The organism is Pseudomonas trivialis (assembly GCF_001439805.1).
Lineage (GTDB): Bacteria > Pseudomonadota > Gammaproteobacteria > Pseudomonadales > Pseudomonadaceae > Aquipseudomonas > Aquipseudomonas trivialis.
The window spans coordinates 428,270-445,341 of sequence record NZ_JYLK01000001.1 but is presented as its reverse complement, the minus strand read 5'-3'; the positions used below and the strand labels follow the sequence as shown (position 1 = coordinate 445,341).

At 61.1% G+C, this 17,072-nt stretch carries 14 protein-coding genes and 1 pseudogene; 5 read left to right on the top strand and 10 right to left on the bottom strand.

Annotated features, from left to right (window positions below):
* Positions 1-39 precede the first annotated feature (39 nt).
* Positions 40-975: a phospholipase BipL gene (gene bipL, locus TU79_RS02020; protein WP_057006715.1), complete on the bottom strand. Its 936-nt coding sequence runs from the start codon at positions 973-975 to the stop codon at positions 40-42.
* A 132-nt stretch (positions 976-1,107) separates the two neighbouring features.
* Here bipL and TU79_RS02015 point away from each other — a divergent pair.
* From TU79_RS02015 to TU79_RS02005, 3 genes and pseudogenes are all read left to right on the top strand, one after another.
* A pseudogene (locus tag TU79_RS02015) lies at positions 1,108-1,380 on the top strand (DUF6436 domain-containing protein); the annotation flags it as partial.
* 99 nt (positions 1,381-1,479) lie between these two features.
* Positions 1,480-1,836: an EamA family transporter gene (locus TU79_RS02010; protein WP_057006461.1), complete on the top strand. Its 357-nt coding sequence runs from the start codon at positions 1,480-1,482 to the stop codon at positions 1,834-1,836.
* The gene (locus TU79_RS02005) at positions 1,836-2,249 is read left to right on the top strand and encodes a DMT family transporter (protein ID WP_057006460.1); all 414 of its coding nucleotides are present in this window, start codon (positions 1,836-1,838) and stop codon (positions 2,247-2,249) included. Before TU79_RS02010 ends, TU79_RS02005 begins: the two co-directional genes overlap by 1 nt.
* On the opposite strand, the gene TU79_RS02000 is transcribed toward TU79_RS02005, so the two are convergent.
* Positions 2,215-3,093 carry a hypothetical protein gene (locus TU79_RS02000; RefSeq protein ID WP_057006459.1) on the bottom strand — a complete coding sequence of 293 codons (879 nt, stop codon included), beginning with the start codon at positions 3,091-3,093 and terminating at the stop codon, positions 2,215-2,217. The two genes, TU79_RS02005 and TU79_RS02000, sit on opposite strands and share 35 nt — an antisense overlap.
* On the bottom strand, positions 3,090-4,196 hold the full coding sequence (locus TU79_RS01995) for a GNAT family N-acetyltransferase (RefSeq protein ID WP_082638327.1): 1,107 nt from the start codon (positions 4,194-4,196) through the stop codon (positions 3,090-3,092). Before TU79_RS01995 ends, TU79_RS02000 begins: the two co-directional genes overlap by 4 nt.
* A gap of 149 nt (positions 4,197-4,345) precedes the next feature.
* Between TU79_RS01995 and TU79_RS01990 the strand changes: the two genes are divergently transcribed.
* Positions 4,346-6,700, top strand: coding sequence for a penicillin acylase family protein (locus TU79_RS01990; protein WP_057006458.1), 2,355 nt, complete (start codon positions 4,346-4,348; stop codon positions 6,698-6,700).
* A gap of 166 nt (positions 6,701-6,866) precedes the next feature.
* Here the strand turns inward: TU79_RS01990 and TU79_RS01985 are convergent, their stop codons facing one another.
* From TU79_RS01985 to TU79_RS01955, 7 genes are all read right to left on the bottom strand, one after another.
* Complete coding sequence (locus tag TU79_RS01985) at positions 6,867-7,751, bottom strand: ABC transporter permease subunit (RefSeq protein ID WP_057006457.1); 885 nt, start codon at positions 7,749-7,751, stop codon at positions 6,867-6,869.
* Positions 7,748-8,668 (bottom strand): ABC transporter permease subunit, encoded by a 921-nt coding sequence (locus TU79_RS01980; protein ID WP_057006456.1) that lies wholly within the window; start codon positions 8,666-8,668, stop codon positions 7,748-7,750. The genes TU79_RS01985 and TU79_RS01980 overlap by 4 nt, the downstream gene beginning before the upstream one ends.
* Positions 8,665-9,807 (bottom strand): ABC transporter ATP-binding protein, encoded by a 1,143-nt coding sequence (locus TU79_RS01975; protein WP_057006455.1) that lies wholly within the window; start codon positions 9,805-9,807, stop codon positions 8,665-8,667. Before TU79_RS01975 ends, TU79_RS01980 begins: the two co-directional genes overlap by 4 nt.
* A 65-nt stretch (positions 9,808-9,872) precedes the next feature.
* Entirely contained in the window at positions 9,873-10,967 is a 1,095-nt protein-coding gene (locus TU79_RS01970) for a polyamine ABC transporter substrate-binding protein (protein WP_057006454.1), read from the bottom strand.
* A gap of 151 nt (positions 10,968-11,118) precedes the next feature.
* A complete protein-coding gene (locus TU79_RS01965) occupies positions 11,119-12,213 on the bottom strand; it encodes a polyamine ABC transporter substrate-binding protein (RefSeq protein ID WP_057006453.1) in 1,095 nt (364 codons plus the stop codon).
* A gap of 85 nt (positions 12,214-12,298) precedes the next feature.
* Positions 12,299-13,663, bottom strand: a complete 1,365-nt coding sequence (locus tag TU79_RS01960) for an aspartate aminotransferase family protein (RefSeq protein WP_057006452.1) — start codon at positions 13,661-13,663, stop codon at positions 12,299-12,301.
* A gap of 54 nt (positions 13,664-13,717) precedes the next feature.
* Complete coding sequence (locus TU79_RS01955) at positions 13,718-15,076, bottom strand: glutamine synthetase family protein (protein ID WP_057006451.1); 1,359 nt, start codon at positions 15,074-15,076, stop codon at positions 13,718-13,720.
* Between the two features lie 534 nt (positions 15,077-15,610).
* On the opposite strand from TU79_RS01955, the gene TU79_RS01950 reads away from it, so the two are divergent.
* Positions 15,611-16,987: a glutamine synthetase family protein gene (locus TU79_RS01950; RefSeq protein WP_003234758.1), complete on the top strand. Its 1,377-nt coding sequence runs from the start codon at positions 15,611-15,613 to the stop codon at positions 16,985-16,987.
* Positions 16,988-17,072: the final 85 nt, after the last annotated feature.

The following is a 17,072-nucleotide window of genomic DNA, read 5'->3' as shown; positions in this document are numbered from 1 at the left end:
GTGGGAGGGTGCAAGCCCCCTCCCACATTGCAACCTGGATTACTTCAGGTGGTCCGTCAAATAACGGAAGTACTCGTCGCGAATCGGCGCAATCTCATTGGCCAGGTGATGCCTGCCCCTGGGCAGCATCAGCACCTCGGGTTGTTCGAACTTGCTGCGCAGCACCTGCAGATTGTGCTGCCAGTCCACCGTCATGTCCTCCTCGCCCTGCACAATCACCACTCGCCTTGCGCTGCGTGGCGCCGCTTCGATGCGCTTGATCCATTGCACCAGCGCCCCCACCCAGGCGGTAGGCAGTTGCCGGGGTTGCAGCGGATCGGCTTCAAGAAACGGTTTGAATTCGGGGTCGTGGGTGTTTTCGCTGAACCGCCGCGCGATGCCTTTGACGAATGGCCGCAGCAGGTAATAGCTGAGCTGCGACCAGCCCCAGGCACGCGGACGCACCAACGGGGACAGCAGCAGGACCTTGCCCTGGGCCGGGCTGTCGGCGCCGTGGCTGAGCAAGTGGTCCACCACCACCGCGCCGCCGGTGCTTTGCCCGAACAGGTGCCAGGGCTGCGGCACGTGCAACGCGCGGGCCTGCTCGAACAACCCATGCACCACGTGCTGATACACCGCGAAATCATCGATGCTGGCGCGCGTGCCGCTGGACAGACCGTGCCCGGGCAGATCGCAGGCGATTACTACAAAACCCTGTTCCAGCGCCCAGTCCACCACATGCCGATACAGCCCCATGTGGTCATAGAAGCCATGAAACAGAAACATCGTCGCCACCGGCACCGGCGGCCACCATACCTGCGCCACCACCTCGAACCCGTCCACCTCGAAGCGCCCCAGACGGCTCACCACCTTGCGCGAAGGCAAGTCGAGCCCGTAGAAGCGCTGGTACACCCGCGCCTCGGCTGACAGCGGTTGCGCATCCACCAACGGGCGCAGACTCGCGCGCAGGTGATCGGGGTCAAAGGTGACAGGCATAAAGGGTTCCAGACTCACGGTGAAGATGAAGATCGAGCTGCGATATTCATCTGTCGAGGCAGGCATGGCAAGCTACGCGACCCTTGAGGATCGATCCGAATGCGACAGCCCTACCGTTCCGCCCTGTTCGCCGGCCAGTTGCCCGCCCACCTGCTGGCGCTCAAAGCCCTCGACGCGCTGCCCGGCGCCGACCAAATGCCGGCCAGCCCGGCCGTGGGTATCTGGGACCGCAGCGGCAAGCTCGCCTACTTCGGGCCGTACAGCGAAGGGCTCACGTGCAACGCCGGTAACAGTTTTATCGAACCGATCCTGCAGGCGCTGGAGGGCGGCCGCGAGGTCAACGCCACCCACACCCTCGCGGTGGGCTGCTATTGCTCGTGGAGTTCGGCCAGTGTTGCGCCCTGAACAGGCAACCTGAACGTAGGCTGTTGCGCCGGCGAACTTCGAAAACCGCGACGTCCGGCTGCGGTATGTTGGCCGCTCCCAGACCACCGCACAGACCCCATGAGCCAACTGACTTTCATCCTCTGGATTCTCAACGTCATCGTTGATACGTCCGGCCAACTGGCCTTCAAGGCCGCCGCCACCAACAGTGCGGAATTTTCCGGCATGGCCCACTGGCGCCACATGCTGGCGCGCCACTGGTTCTGGATCGGCATCGGCCTCTACGTGATCGAGTTCGTGCTGTGGCTGGCCTTTCTGTCGCTGGTGCCGTTGTCGGTGGCGGTGATGCTGGGCTCGTTCAATATCGTGGTGATCATGATTGCCGGCCGCCTGTGGTTCAAGGAAAGCCTGACCAAATGGCGCTTGATCGGCATCCTGCTGATCGCCCTGGGCACTGTCGTTGTGGGGTTCGGTTGATGAAACGTTTTTATATCCTTGGTTTTCTCTCGCTGATCTTTTTCGACACCCTGGCCCAGGTCAGTTTCAAGTACGCCTCGATCCACGCCGAACCCCTGGCGATGGATGTGGCCTGGCTGGTCCGCGTGTTTGGCCACCCCTGGATCTACGGCGCGTTCGTCGGCTATATCGGTGCGTTCTTCACCTGGATGACCTTGATGAAACACGCGCCCATCGGCCCGGCGTTCGCGGCGTCCTATCTGGAGCTGATCAGCGTGACGCTGGTGTCGGTGTGGCTGTTCAACGACACGCTGACAATTCCCAAGGTCATCGGCGGCCTGCTGATCGTGGCGGGCATTCTGTGCCTGGCGCGCCAGGAAAGCCCCGAGAAAAAAGGCGCTACCTGGCAGCCCAACCTTGATGAATCTGCCTGACCAGCCGCGCGTTCAGCGCGTTCTGTTGCTGCTGCCAGATCCGCACCTGATCCGGCGGTAGCGCCACCTGACCGTCCGACGCACTCAACCAACGCTTGAACGCACCCTGATAATGGTATTCGGACACGTCGCCAGTAATATCGGCGCCGATAACCCGGCCCTGACAGGCGTCGATCAATGCCGCCAGGTGATGCTCCAGAAACTCACCCTGATCCCAATTGGTGTTCACCACGTCCGGGCTCAGCACGTCCTTGTCGATGGACAGGTACACCGGCAGCGCTCGATCAAACTGCGCCAGAAACGCGCTCATCAGCGCATCGGCATGGCTGAAGGCGCGATTGCCGCGGCCACAGCCCACCCACTTCATCCAGCGCGTATCGACGTTGACGTTCCAGTAAGTCAGCTTGCCCTTGAGCAGCGGCGACCAGTGATTTTCCCAGGCGTGGCCCAGGCCAATGTCCTGCGAGCCGATACCCAGCACATGCACATGCTCGACCTGCGGCAGACGGCTGGCCCAGTAGACCCATGAACCGCAGTGGATGCCGAACGGGTAGCGCATGTTGTCGGGGTGGTTGTCGCAGATGATCAACTGGAATTTCTGCTGCGTGGGCAGGCGCTTGAGCAGCAGATGACTGAGGTGGTGATAGTCGCCGCTGCCAGTGAACACACAGCCATGCTCGTCGGGCATTCGCGCATCCAGGGCTTTTTCCAGCGCGTGGAATTGCTTCCAGCGACAGCCAAAGCGGATGGTTTCCTGCCAGGCCTGTAACGGCAGGTGCACCGCACCGGGAATGTCACTCACGGCCCCGTCAAAATCGAGGATCAGCGGTGTCAGGGCCGTCATGATGTGTGCTCCTGATGCCATTGGGTGTCGCTTTCAAAGTGATGACGCCAGCGGTTGCCCAGCTTGCGCAGCAGCGGGTTGCGCACCCACACCAGATGGCGGGTGAAGGTGAAGCTGGCGCCGAGGCTGGCCTTGACCTCAGGGTCGGTCCAGCCCGCCACGTAAAAATCCAGGCCCTGGGCAATGGCGTATTCCAGGTTCACGAACCAGCTGACCACGTACAGGTTGAAGTCCAGCGCCAGCGGGTAGTTGAGGCCGATGTACTTGTCGAGCAGCTTGCCGTCCTGCACGTAGCACAGGTTGTAGCCGACCAGTTCGTCGCAGTGCCAGTAACAGAACACACGCCCCTGGCTGTGAGCATCGCGCAGCAGTTCGGTAAAGAACGCCGGGGTGAGCAGGTCAAAATGGATCTCGCTCTGGTCGTATACCGCGCGGTACAGCCCGTAGAGGCGCGCCAGCCAGGCGTCGTCGTTGAAGCGCGCGTCGCCGGTTTGCAGCACTTCGATGTGCAGCGCCTCACGGCTGCGCAGTTTGCGCCGGATATTGCGGCGACGGCTGTGGGACAGACGCGCGAGGTAGTCGTCGACGCCGCTGAAGTTGATCGGCACATACGCCAGCGCCTGGCCTTCCAGGCTGATGAAGCCGCGACGTGTGCACTCATTGATCAGGGCTTGCGCGTAGTGGTTGTCGGCCTCGCTCAGCAGCGGCGAGTTGCACGGCACGTCCTTGACGATGGTGAGCGCACGTTGCGGCGCGCATTCATGTTGCAGCCACTGGGCAAGGTCCTGGGGCGACACGCCCTGGGGGAACGGCGCATATTCGCTGACGGTGGTGCCCACAAAGCAGCTGTCGATCCGCAGCCAGGCATGCCAGAGCCCGTAGCCTGGCCAGCCGCGCACACGTTCCACGAAGGCGTCGTCGGCGGTGGTCAGCAGGTCGAAGGGGGTGAAGAAATACGGCAGGCCCTGATGGGAAACCCGTGCGTCAAACCCCACCGGCGGGTGCCGCAAAAAACCTGCAATCAGCGAGGGCGCTTCCAGGCAGCCGGTATAGGCAACCTCGGGACGCAGCGGGGCGGGCAACGGTTGCAGGGCGCAGGTCATGGCAAAAAAGCTCGAAAGTATCCCGCGCCATAGTGCCCCAGCGGGGGGCGGGCCACTTGAACCTCGGCTGTCGAGGCGGCAATCGGCATTTCATCGCCAAACCCATTAGACTTCGATGACCTTTGAAGGCGACTGACCAAGGACCGTCCATGAAACGCAGCCTGATCGTGCTTGCCCTGCTGATTGTCGCCGTCATGGCCGGCGTTGGCGGCTATGTCTACAGCAAACAGCCGACCCGCCAGGGCACGCAGACGCTGGCCAACCTGCAAGGCTCGGTCACGGTGCGCTATGACGAGCGTGGCGTGCCGCACATTCGCGCCGGCAACGAGGCCGATCTGTATCGCGCCCTCGGCTATGTGCAGGCCCAGGACCGGCTGTTCCAGATGGAGATGATGCGGCGCCTGGCCCGTGGCGAACTGGCCGAGGTGCTGGGGCCCAAACTGCTGGAGACCGACAAGCTGTTTCGCAGCCTGCGCATTCGCGAGCGCGCCGCTGACTACGTGGCGCACATGGACCACGAGTCCGCGACCTGGAAAGCCCTGCAAGCCTACCTCGACGGCATCAACCAGTATCAGGCCGGCCACCCCAGCCCCCTGGAGTTCGACATGCTGGGCATTACCAAGCGGTCGTTCACCGCCGAGGACAGCGTCAGCGTTGCCGGGTACATGGCCTACAGCTTTGCCGCCGCGTTTCGTACCGAACCGTTGCTGACCTATATCCACGACCGGTTGGGCAGCGACTACCTGAAGGTCTTCGACCTCGACTGGCAACCCAGGGGCGCCCTGAACCTGGCAGACAGCGACTGGCAACACCTCGGCGCCCTTGCCCGGTTGAGCGATCAGGCCCTGGCTGACAACGGTTTGCCGCAGTTCGAAGGCAGCAACGCCTGGGCCATCAGTGGCAGCCGCACCCAGAGCGGCAAGCCGTTGCTGGCGGGCGACCCGCATATTCGTTTTTCGGTGCCGGCGGTGTGGTACGAGGCGCAGCTGTCGGCGCCGGGCTTTGAGCTGTACGGCTACCACAACGCGTTGTCGCCGATGGCGTTTCTGGGGCACAACCTGGACTTCGGCTGGAGCCTGACCATGTTCCAGAACGATGACCTCGACCTGATCGCCGAGAAGACCAACCCGGACAACCCCAACCAGGTCTGGTACCACGGCCAATGGGTCGACATGACCCGCAGCGAACAGCAGATTGCAGTCAAGGGCCAGGAGCCGGTCACCCTCACCCTGCACCGCTCGCCCCACGGCCCGATCATCAACAGTGTGCTCGGCGACAACAGCGGCACCACGCCGATTGCCATGTGGTGGGCGTTTCTCGACACCGACAACCGCAGCCTCGAAGGCTTCTACGAACTCAACCGCGCCGACACCCTGGCCAAGGCGCGCGCGGCGTCTTCCAAAGTGTCGGCGCCGGGTCTGAACATCGTGTGGGCCAATGCCAAGGGCGACATCGGCTGGTGGGCGGCGGCGCAATTGCCGATGCGGCCGCCGGGCGTGAATGCCGGGATGATCCTCGACGGCAGCACACAGGAAGGCGACAAATTGGGCTTCTACCCGTTCAGCGCCAACCCGCAGGAAGAGAACCCGGCGCGGGGTTACGTGGTGTCCGCCAATGCCCAGCCGGTATCGCCCACGGGGATGGAAATCCCTGGTTATTACAACCTGCCCGACCGTGGCCAGCAGTTGAATGCGCAGCTGAGCGACAACAGCGTGAAGTGGAACGTCACCAACAGCCAGGCTCTGCAACTGGGCACCACCACGGCGTTCGGCCCGCGCCTGCTGGCGCCGCTGTTGCCGGTGCTGCGCGAGGTGGTCAAGGACCCGGCCCAGTTGCAGCTGGTGGAACAACTGGCGGCGTGGAAAGGCGATTACCCGCTCGATTCCACCAGCGCCACGCTGTTCAACCAGTTTCTGTTCAACCTGGCCGAGGCGGCCTTCCACCCCAAACTCGGCGACGCACTGTTCAAGACCCTGCTCAGCACCCGCGTGATCGACGCCGCGCTGCCACGCCTGGCTGCGTCCGCGGACTCGCCCTGGTGGGACGGCCAGCGCGCCGACACCGTCAAGCGCGCGTGGGACAACAGCCTGAGCCATCTCAAGGCTACATTCGGCGACGACCCGACGCAGTGGCAATGGGGCAAGGCGCACACCTTGACCCACGGCCATCCGCTGGGCTCGCAAAAGCCGCTGGACCAGATCGTCAACGTCGGCCCGTTCGCGGCGCCCGGCACCCACGAAGTACCGAACAACCAGTCAGCCAATATCGGCCCGGCGCCCTGGCCCGTCACCTACGGCCCCTCCACCCGACGCCTGATCGACTTCGCCGACGCCGCCCACGCCCTCACCATCAACCCGGTCGGGCAAAGCGGCGTGCCGTTCGACGCGCATTACAGCGACCAGGCACAAACCTACATCGAGGGCGGTTACGAACAGGCGCACTTCACCGACGAGGAAGTCACCGCCAACACGCGCGGCACGCTCAAGCTGCTGCCAGCGCGATAGGCATTGGTCGAGGGGTACTCTCAAACCGGTGCCTCAAAGAGGGTCAAATCCCCGGTTAAATTGGCCAACACATACAACCAGGGGGCTTGCTCCCGATAGCAGTGGGTCAGTCTCTCACTTCAATTGACTGACACCCTGCAATCGGGAGCAAGCCCCCTCCCACACGTTAAATCGGAGCCGGCGCGCGACGCTTGTCTGGCTGCTGCCAGCCCTCCGCCGCCGCTTCTTCGATGGCTTGCTGGATCGCCTTCTTGCGATGCTCTTCGGCACGCCGACTGAAGAACCACACCAGAAACGTCACCAGCGACACCGCCAACAGAATCAGACTCGCCACGGCGTTGATCTCGGGTTTTACCCCCAGGCGCACCGCCGAAAACACTTCCATCGGCAAGGTGGTCGAACCCGGCCCCGACACGAAGCTGGCCAGCACGAGGTCGTCCAGCGACAGCGCAAACGACATCATGCCGCCCGCCGCCAGCGACGGCGCGATCATCGGGATGGTGATCAGGAAGAACACCTTCCACGGCCGTGCGCCCAGGTCCATCGCCGCTTCTTCAATCGACAGGTCCAGCTCACGCAGGCGCGCCGACACCACCACCGCCACGTACGCCGCACAGAAGGTGGTGTGGGCGATCCAGATGGTGACGATGCCACGCTCCTGAGGCCAGCCGATCAGTTGCGCCATCGCCACGAACAGCAGCAACAACGACAGACCGGTGATCACTTCGGGCATCACCAGCGGCGCGGTGACCAGGCCGCCGAACAGCGTGCGGCCCTTGAACTGGCTGATGCGTGTCAGCACGAAGGCCGCCAGCGTACCCAGCGCCACTGCCGCCACCGCCGTGTAGCAGGCGATTTCCAGCGAGCGCGCCACCGAGCCCATCAACTGGGTGTTGTCCAGCAGGCCCACGTACCACTTGATCGACCAACCGCCCCACACCGTCACCAGCTTGGATTCGTTGAACGAGTAGATCACCAGGATCAGCATCGGCAAGTAGATGAACAACAAGCCTGCGACCAGCATGAAGCTGGAGAAACGAAAGCGTTTCATATCTTGCCCTCCAGCTCTTTGGCCTGGCTGCGGTTGAACAGGATGATCGGCACGATCAGGATCGCCAGCATCACCACCGCCAGGGCGGACGCCACCGGCCAGTCACGGTTATTGAAGAATTCCTGCCACAGCACTTTACCGATCATCAGGGTTTCCGGGCCGCCGAGCAGTTCGGGGATCACGAACTCGCCCACCACCGGGATAAACACCAGCATGCAACCGGCAATGATGCCGTTCTTGGACAGCGGCACGGTGATTTTCCAGAAGCTGTTGAAGGTGCTCGAACCCAGATCGGATGCGGCTTCCAGCAGGCTCTGATCGTGCTTAACCAGGTTGGCGTACAGCGGCAGGATCATGAACGGCAGGTACGAATAGACCACGCCGATATACACCGCAATGTTGGTGTTGAGGATCTGCAGCGGCTCGCTGATCAGCCCCATGGACATCAGGAAGCCATTGAGCAGACCGTTGTTGCTGAGGATGCCCATCCACGCATACACGCGGATCAGGATCGCGGTCCAGGTCGGCATCATGATCAGCAGCACCAGCACGGTCTGCATCTCTTTGCGCGCGGTGGCGATGGCGTAGGCCATCGGGTAACCGACCAGCAGGCACAGCAGCGTGCTGAAAAACGCCATTTTCAGCGAGCCGAGGTAAGCGGCGATGTACAGCTCATCCCCCGCCAGCAAGCTGTAGTTGGCCAGGTTCAGCACCACTTGCAGCTTCTGCTCAACGTAGGTGTAGATCTCGGTGTACGGCGGGATCGCCACATCGGCTTCGGCAAAGCTGATTTTCAACACGATGAAAAACGGCAGTGCGAAAAACAGGAACAGCCACAGGAACGGAATCCCGATGACCACCTGCTTGCCACTGGGGACGAGGCGGTTCAAGCGCCGCTTGAGTTTTTTTGTGTTCATGAGCGCAGTACCACGCCGCTGTCGTCTTCCCACCACACGTACACCTGATCACCCCAGGTAGGGCGCTGACCACGGCGCTCGGCGTTGGCGACGAAGGACTGCACCAGCTTGCCGCTCGGCAGCTCCACGTAGAACACCGAGTGACCGCCCAGGTAGGCGATATCGTGGACCTTGCCGCTGGACCAGTTGTGTTCGCAGGTCGGCATCTCTGAGGTGACCAACAGTTTTTCCGGGCGGATGGCGTAGGTCACCGACTTGTCTTCCACCGCAGTGGCGATGCCGTAGCCCACGTAGATGTCGCGGTCCAGGTCCGGGCACTTGAGCACCGCGTGACCTTCGGCGTCGTCCACCACCTGGGTTTCGAAGATGTTGACGTTACCGATGAATTCGCACACCAGACGGCTGGTCGGCGTCTCGTAGATATCGATCGGGCTGCCGATCTGCGCGATCCAGCCCAGGTGCATGATCGCGATGCGCTCGGCCATGGTCATGGCCTCTTCCTGGTCGTGGGTGACCATCACGCAGGTCACGCCGACGCGCTCGATGATCTCCACCAGCTCGAGCTGCATCTGCGAGCGCAGTTTCTTGTCCAGCGCGCCCATCGGCTCATCGAGCAGCAGCAGTTTCGGGCGCTTGGCCAGGGAACGGGCCAGGGCCACGCGCTGGCGCTGACCGCCGGACAACTGGTGCGGCTTGCGCTTGGCGTACTGGCTCATCTGCACCAGCTTGAGCATCTCGGCCACGCGGGCGTCGACTTCGGCCTTGGGGATCTTGTCCTGCTGCAGGCCGAAGGCGATGTTCTGCGCCACGGTCATGTGCGGGAACAGCGCGTAGGACTGGAACATCATGTTGATCGGCCGCTCGTAGGGCGGCATGTCGGTGATGTCCACACCGTCGAGGTAGATGCGGCCTTCGGTCGGGCGCTCGAAACCTGCGAGCATGCGCAGCAGGGTGGACTTGCCCGATCCCGAACCACCGAGCAGGGCAAAGATCTCGCCTTTCTTGATTTCCAGGGACACATCGTCCACGGCAATCGTCTCGTCGAACTTCTTCGTGACCCGGTCGATTTTGACCAGCACCTTCTTCGGTGTCTGGTCGCCCTCGAGGGCTTTCTTGTAGGCGCCGGAGGCAACAGCCATTTACGAAACTCCCAAAAAAAGAGTGCAGTTCGCCCAATGCGGGCGAACCCTGGATAGGTTGAGCGCTACTTGCCCGTCTTGACCTTGGTCCAGCTACGGGTCATCAAGCGTTGCACCTTCGGGGGTAGCTCGAAGTTGACGAATGTCCGGTCGAGAACCGCCTGCGGTGGGTATACCGCTGCGTCGGTGCGTATCGATTGCTCCATCAGTGTGTCCGACCCCGGGTTAGGGTTGGCGTAACCGACGTAATCACTGACCTGGGCGATCACCTCAGGTTGCAGCAAATAGTTGATGAAGGCGTGGGCTTCCTTGACGTTGGTGGCGTCCTTGGGAATCGCCAGCACGTCGAACCACAGATTGCCGCCTTCCTTGGGAATCGCGTAGGCGATGTTCACGCCCTTGCCTGCCTCGGCCGCACGGGCCTTGGCCTGGAACACATCGCCGGAGAAACCGGCCGCCACGCAGATATTGCCGTTGGCCAGGTCCGAAATGTATTTGGAGGAATGGAAGTAGGTCACGTAGGGCCGCACTTTGAGCAGCTTCTCTTCGGCCTTCTTGTAGTCGGCCGGGTTGGTGCTGTTGGGATCCAGGCCCATGTAATTGAGCACCGCCGGCAGCATCTCATCGGCCGAGTCCATGAACGACACGCCGCAGCTGGCGAGCTTCTTCATGTTTTCCGGTTCGAACAGCACCGCCCAGGAGTCGATATGGTCGACGCCCAGCACCTCTTTCACTTTATCGACGTTGTAGCCGATGCCGTTGGTGCCCCACAGGTACGGCACAGAATACTGGTTACCCGGATCGTTCTTTTCCAGACGCTTGAGCAACGCCGGGTCAAGGTTGGAATAGTTACTCAGCAATGACTTGTCGAGCTTCTGAAACGCCCCGGCCTTGATCTGCTTGCCGAGAAAGTGGTTGGACGGCACCACCACGTCGTAGCCGGTGCGCCCGGCCAGCAACTTGCCTTCCAGGGTTTCGTTGGAATCAAACACGTCGTACACGGGCTTGATGCCGGTGGCCTTTTCGAAGTTGGCCAAGGTGTCAGGGCCGATGTAGTCCGACCAGTTATAAATATGCACCGTCGGTGCAGCCTGCACGCTGACAGCCAGCGTGATACCTGCACCCACCAGCAAGGCTTTGCGAAATAAAGAAATTGGCAAGTGGAGGTCCTCTTCAATAGTTGGCCCTGAAGTTGTTGCCCGGCAACAAAACCGGCGCGCAACTTACCTTCGATAAACCGATCCGGCAAAACTTTCTTTCATTTAATTGATGTGCGGGAGGGCGTTCGTGCCCTCCCACGGGTAGCAGGGCTTACTTGCCCGACTTGATCTTGGTCCAGCTGCGCGTCATCTCGCGCTGGGTAGCGGCCGGCAGGTCGGCAATCGCGTACAGCTTGGCTTGCACGTCCGCTGGCGGGTAGATGCCCGGGTCACTGGTGATGTCTTTATCGACCAGTGCGGTAGCCTTCTCGTTACCGTTCGGGAAACGCACGCTGTTGGTGATCGACGCCATCACTTCCGGCTTGAGCAGGTAGTTCATGAACTTATAGGCGGCATCGACGTTTTCGGCATCCTTGGGAATGGCGACCATGTCGAAGAAGCTGCCGGCGCCTTCCTTGGGAATGTCGTAGGCCACCTTGACCTTGCCACCGGCTTCGGCCGCGCGGGACTTGGCCTGCTGGATGTCACCCGAGTAACCCACGGCTACGCAGATGTTGCCGTTGGCCAGGTCGGAGATGTACTTGGACGAGTGGAAGTAGCCGATCGAAGGACGGATTTTCAGGAACAGCGCTTCGGCTTGCTTGAGGTCGTCTTTCTTCTGGCTGTCGGTTGGCAGGCCCAGGTAATGCAGGGCAATCGGCAGCATTTCGGTTGGCGAATCGAGGAAGCTCACGCCGCAGCTTTTGAGCTTGGCGATGTTCTCGGGCTGGAGCAGCACGTCCCACGAGTCGATCTTGTCCACACCCAGCGCAGCCTTGACCTTCTCCGGGTTGTAGCCGATGCCGATGGAGCCCCACATGTACGGGAACGCGTGCTTGTTGCCCGGGTCGCTGACCGACACGGCCTTGAGCAGGGATTTGTTCAGGTTGCTGTAGTTGGGCAACTTGGACGTGTCCAGCTCCTGGTACACACCGGCCTTGATCTGCTTGGCGAGGAAGTTGTTCGACGGCACGACGATGTCGTAGCCGGACTTGCCCGCCAGCAACTTGGCTTCCAGGGTTTCGTTGCTGTCGAACACGTCGTACACCACTTTGATGCCCGACTCTTTTTCAAAGTTGGCGATGGTGTCCGGTGCAATGTAGTCGGACCAGTTGTACACGTGCAGCACTTTACTGTCTGCCTGGGCCGCGCCCGTCATTGCGCCCATCAGGGACAAGGCGAGGAGGGTCTTGCCAGCGTTTTTCAAACCTGATGCCTTCATTATGGTGATGCTCCGATTTTTTCTTTATTAGCCACAGCCTGCGTTATTTGATGCGTGCTGAGACTAGCACTTAGCCCTGCAATTGGGCCAAGGTCAGGTCCAGGCAGGTACGCGCCTTGGTCACCAGCTCATCAATTTCCGCGTGGCTGATCACAAGCGGTGGCGAAATGATCATGGTATCGCCCACGGCACGCATGATCAGGCCGTTGTTGAAGCAAAAGTTACGACAGATCATGCCGGCGCCACGGCCTTCATAACGCTTGCGCGTGGCCTTGTCCTGCACCAGCTCAATCGCACCCAGCAAGCCAACACCGCGTACTTCGCCCACCAACGGATGATCCGCCAGCTCGCGCAGACGTTTCTGCAAATACGGTGCCGCTTCATCCTGTACACGCTGGATGATGTTCTCGTCGCGCAGGATACGGATGTTTTCCAGCGCCACCGCCGCCGCCACCGGATGCCCGGAGTAGGTGAAGCCGTGGTTGAAATCGCCGCCTTCATTGAGCACGGCCACCACGTCATCGTGCACGATCAGCCCGCCCATGGGGATGTAGCCCGAGGTCAGGCCCTTGGCGATGGTCATCATGTGCGGCTTGAGCCCGTAGAAATCGCTGCCGAACCACTCACCGGTTCGGCCGAAGCCGCAGATCACTTCGTCGGCGACAAACAGAATGTCGTACTTCGCCAGAATGTCCTTGATGCGCGGCCAGTAGGTGGCAGGCGGCACGATCACGCCACCGGCGCCCTGAATCGGCTCGGCAATAAAGGCGCCGACGTTGTCCACGCCCAGTTCCAGGATCCTGGCTTCCAGCTGGTCGGCGGCCCACACGCCGAATTCTTCCGGGCTCATGTCGCCGCCTTCGCCAAACCAGTACGGTTGGGCGATGTGGGTAATGCCAGGGATCGGCAGGTCGCCCTGCTCGTGCATATAGGTCATGCCGCCCAGGCTGGCGCCGGCCACGGTGGAGCCGTGATAGCCATTCCTGCGGCTGATGATGGTTTTCTTGTTCGGCTGGCCCTTGATCGCCCAGTAGTGGCGGACCATGCGCAACATGGTGTCGTTGCCTTCGGAGCCGGAGCCGGCGAAGAACACGTGATTCATGCCGGCGGGCGCGACATCGGCGATGGCCTTGGCCAACTCCAGGGCCGGCGGGTGGGCGGTCTGGAAGAACAGGTTGTAGTAGGGCAGTTCTTTCATCTGTTTGGCGGCGGCGTCGGCCAGCTCATCGCGACCGTAGCCGATGGCCACGCACCACAGGCCGGCCATGCCGTCGAGGATCTTGTTGCCTTCGCTGTCCCACAGGTAAACGCCGTGGGCCCTGGTGATGATCCTCGGGCCTTTCTCTTTCAATTGCTTGAAGTCGCTGAACGGCGCCAGGTGGTGATCGTTGCTCAAGGCTTGCCATTCACGGGTTTGCGGGTTGTTGCTGGACATACGGGTCTCCTGGTTCGGTGAAGGGCGCGCCGTGTGCGCAGCGCGCCCGGCGCATCAGACGGCGAAGAGCAGGAATTCCCGCTCCCACGAACTGATCACGCGCTTGAAGTTTTCATGCTCGGCCCGCTTGACGGCGACGTAGCCGGTGATGAATTTCTGCCCGAGGTATTTCTCGATGGTCTTGCTGTTTTCCATGCGTTCCAGGGCGTCTTCGATGGTCAACGGCAGGCGCAGGTTGCGTCGCTCGTAGCCTCGGCCCACCACTGGCGCGCTGGGGTTGTGCTGCTCGACCATGCCGATGTAGCCACACAGCAGGCTGGCGGCAATCGCCAGGTACGGGTTGGCGTCGGCGCCCGGCAGGCGGTTTTCGACACGGCGGTTCTGCGGGCCGGCATCCGGCACGCGCAGGCCGACGGTGCGGTTCTCTTCGCCCCACTCCACGTTCACCGGCGCCGAGGTGTCGGGCAGGAAGCGGCGGAACGAGTTCACGTTGGGCGCAAACAGCGGCAGCAGTTCGGGGATGAATTTCTGCAGGCCGCCGATGTGATTGAGGAACAGCTGGCTCATGGTCCCGTCTTCGTTGGAGAAGACGTTCTTGCCGGTGGCGATGTCGATGATGCTCTGGTGCAGGTGCATCGCGCTGCCCGGCTCGCCGGTCATCGGCTTGGCCATGAAGGTGGCGGCCACGTTGTGCTTGAGCGCGGCTTCGCGCATGGTGCGCTTGAACACGAGGATCTGGTCGGCCAGGGACAGCGCGTCGCCGTGACGGAAGTTGATTTCCATCTGCGCGGTGCCGTCTTCGTGGATCAGCGTGTCGAGGTCCAGCTCCTGCAGTTCGCACCAGTCGTAGACGTCTTCGAACAGCGGGTCGAATTCGTTGGCCGCTTCGATGGAGAACGACTGGCGGCCGGTCTCCGGGCGCCCGGAACGGCCAATCGGCGGTTGCAGCGGGAAGTCCGGGTCTTCGCAGCGCTTGGTCAGGTAGAACTCCATCTCCGGCGCCACGATGGGCTGCCAGCCTTTGTCGGCGTAGAGCTTGAGGACTTTCTTGAGCACGTTGCGCGGCGACAGCTCGATGGGGTTGCCTTGCTTGTCGTAGGTGTCGTGGATCACCTGGGCGGTGGGCTCGATGGCCCAGGGCACCAGGAACACGGCGTTCTGGTCGGGGCGGCAAATCATGTCGATGTCGGCCGGGTCGAGCAGTTCGTAATAGATGTCGTCTTCGACATAGTCGCCGGTCACGGTCTGCAACAGCACGCTCTCGGGCAGGCGCATGCCTTTTTCGGCGATGAACTTGTTGGTCGGCGAGATCTTGCCTCGGGTGATACCGGTGAGGTCGCCAATCATGCATTCGACTTCTGTGATCTTGTGGTCTTTCAACCAATCGGTGAGCTGGTCGAGGTTGTTACTCATAAATGCCTCTGGGCTGGGTTTCCTGGCGTCCATTAAAGGCCAGGCGTTGGTTGACGCAGCATCCGCGTCGTTTTTTCGTTCAAGTTGGGAGCTTACCTGCCATTTGCTGCAGCGGTACAAACGAGGAGGCAAAAAAGAGGCCGTTCCGGGCGTCAAGAATATTGGCCGGTAGACGGTGTTTCACGAGGAATAAATGGACAGATGACAAGACTTGTCTCAAGCGGGTCGAGACGCCGAGCGGCGGCAGGCGAGACATGAAGCACCCCGGTATTATTGCTGTTATGGGTTTGAATCGAGCTTAGCCTTGTTCATTTTTTTACACAACACCCCCGTAAAAAATACAACACGGCCCGCTTTAGCCTGCGATTCCTCAGCCGCGCAAACCCAAAAAAACGCCGCAAAAAGCCCCAAAAAAGGCCACGCGGCGCTTTTTCAGGGCAAAAAAGGCCTCGCTTGACTTCGGCATGCCGTTCGGGTTGACTGAAACCAGAAAAGATCAATGATTGATATTTTTAACAACAAAGGTGTTGCATCATGTCGGTACCCCCGCGTGCCGTTCAGCTTAACGAAGCGAACGCGTTCCTTAAGGATCATCCTGAGGTTCTGTACGTAGACCTTCTAATTGCGGATATGAATGGTGTGGTGCGCGGCAAGCGCATCGAACGCACCAGCCTCCACAAGGTTTACGAGAAGGGCATTAACCTGCCTGCCTCTTTATTTGCCCTGGATATCAACGGCTCGACGGTGGAAAGCACCGGCCTGGGTCTGGATATCGGTGATGCTGACCGAATCTGTTATCCGATCCCCGACACCCTGTGCAATGAACCCTGGCAAAAGCGCCCCACCGCGCAACTGCTGATGACCATGCACGAACTCGAAGGTGAACCTTTCTTCGCCGATCCTCGCGAAGTGCTACGCCAGGTGGTGAGCAAGTTCGACGATCTTGGCCTGACCATCTGCGCCGCCTTTGAGCTTGAGTTCTACCTGATCGACCAGGAGAACGTGAACGGCCGCCCTCAACCGCCCCGCTCGCCCATCTCCGGCAAACGCCCGCACTCGACACAGGTCTACCTGATCGACGACCTCGACGAGTACGTCGACTGCCTCCAGGACATTCTGGAAGGCGCCAAAGAGCAAGGCATCCCGGCCGACGCCATCGTCAAGGAAAGTGCCCCGGCGCAGTTCGAAGTGAACCTGCACCACGTTGCCGACCCGATCAAGGCCTGCGACTACGCGGTGCTGCTCAAGCGACTGATCAAGAACATCGCCTACGACCATGAGATGGACACCACCTTCATGGCCAAGCCCTATCCGGGCCAGGCTGGCAACGGTTTGCACGTACATATTTCGATCCTGGACAAAGACGGCAAGAACATCTTTGCCAGCGAGGATCCCGAGCAGAACGCCGCATTGCGTCACGCGATCGGCGGTGTGCTCGAGACCCTGCCCGCCCAGATGGCGTTCCTGTGCCCGAACGTCAACTCCTACCGTCGTTTCGGCGCACAGTTCTACGTGCCGAACTCGCCGTGCTGGGGCCTGGACAACCGCACCGTGGCGATTCGCGTGCCCACCGGCTCATCCGATGCGGTGCGTATCGAACACCGCGTGGCCGGCGCCGATGCCAACCCCTACCTGCTGATGGCTTCGGTTTTGGCGGGCGTGCACCACGGTCTGACCAACAAGATCGAGCCAAACGCACCGGTGGAAGGCAACAGCTACGAGCAGAACGAACAAAGCCTGCCGAACAACCTGCGCGATGCCTTGCGCGAGCTGGACGACAGTGAAGTGATGGCACGGTACATCGATCCCAAATACATCGATATTTTCGTCGCCTGCAAGGAAAGCGAGCTGGAAGAGTTCGAACACTCCATCTCCGACCTTGAGTACAACTGGTACCTGCATACCGTTTAAGCGGTTGCGGTAGTTGAAGAGACGCTGCTGACTTCGGTCAGTGGCGTTTTTTTTGGCTTATTCAAGGAGACCGAGACGGCTTCAT

Coding starts and splice junctions, on each gene's coding strand:
- bipL (WP_057006715.1), bottom strand. CDS start 975: ATGCCTGTCACCTTTGACCCCGATCACCTGCGCGCGAGTCTGCGCCCG.
- TU79_RS02010 (WP_057006461.1), top strand. CDS start 1,480: ATGAGCCAACTGACTTTCATCCTCTGGATTCTCAACGTCATCGTTGAT.
- TU79_RS02005 (WP_057006460.1), top strand. CDS start 1,836: ATGAAACGTTTTTATATCCTTGGTTTTCTCTCGCTGATCTTTTTCGAC.
- TU79_RS02000 (WP_057006459.1), bottom strand. CDS start 3,093: ATGACGGCCCTGACACCGCTGATCCTCGATTTTGACGGGGCCGTGAGT.
- TU79_RS01995 (WP_082638327.1), bottom strand. CDS start 4,196: ATGACCTGCGCCCTGCAACCGTTGCCCGCCCCGCTGCGTCCCGAGGTT.
- TU79_RS01990 (WP_057006458.1), top strand. CDS start 4,346: ATGAAACGCAGCCTGATCGTGCTTGCCCTGCTGATTGTCGCCGTCATG.
- TU79_RS01985 (WP_057006457.1), bottom strand. CDS start 7,751: ATGAAACGCTTTCGTTTCTCCAGCTTCATGCTGGTCGCAGGCTTGTTG.
- TU79_RS01980 (WP_057006456.1), bottom strand. CDS start 8,668: ATGAACACAAAAAAACTCAAGCGGCGCTTGAACCGCCTCGTCCCCAGT.
- TU79_RS01975 (WP_057006455.1), bottom strand. CDS start 9,807: ATGGCTGTTGCCTCCGGCGCCTACAAGAAAGCCCTCGAGGGCGACCAG.
- TU79_RS01960 (WP_057006452.1), bottom strand. CDS start 13,663: ATGTCCAGCAACAACCCGCAAACCCGTGAATGGCAAGCCTTGAGCAAC.
- TU79_RS01955 (WP_057006451.1), bottom strand. CDS start 15,076: ATGAGTAACAACCTCGACCAGCTCACCGATTGGTTGAAAGACCACAAG.
- TU79_RS01950 (WP_003234758.1), top strand. CDS start 15,611: ATGTCGGTACCCCCGCGTGCCGTTCAGCTTAACGAAGCGAACGCGTTC.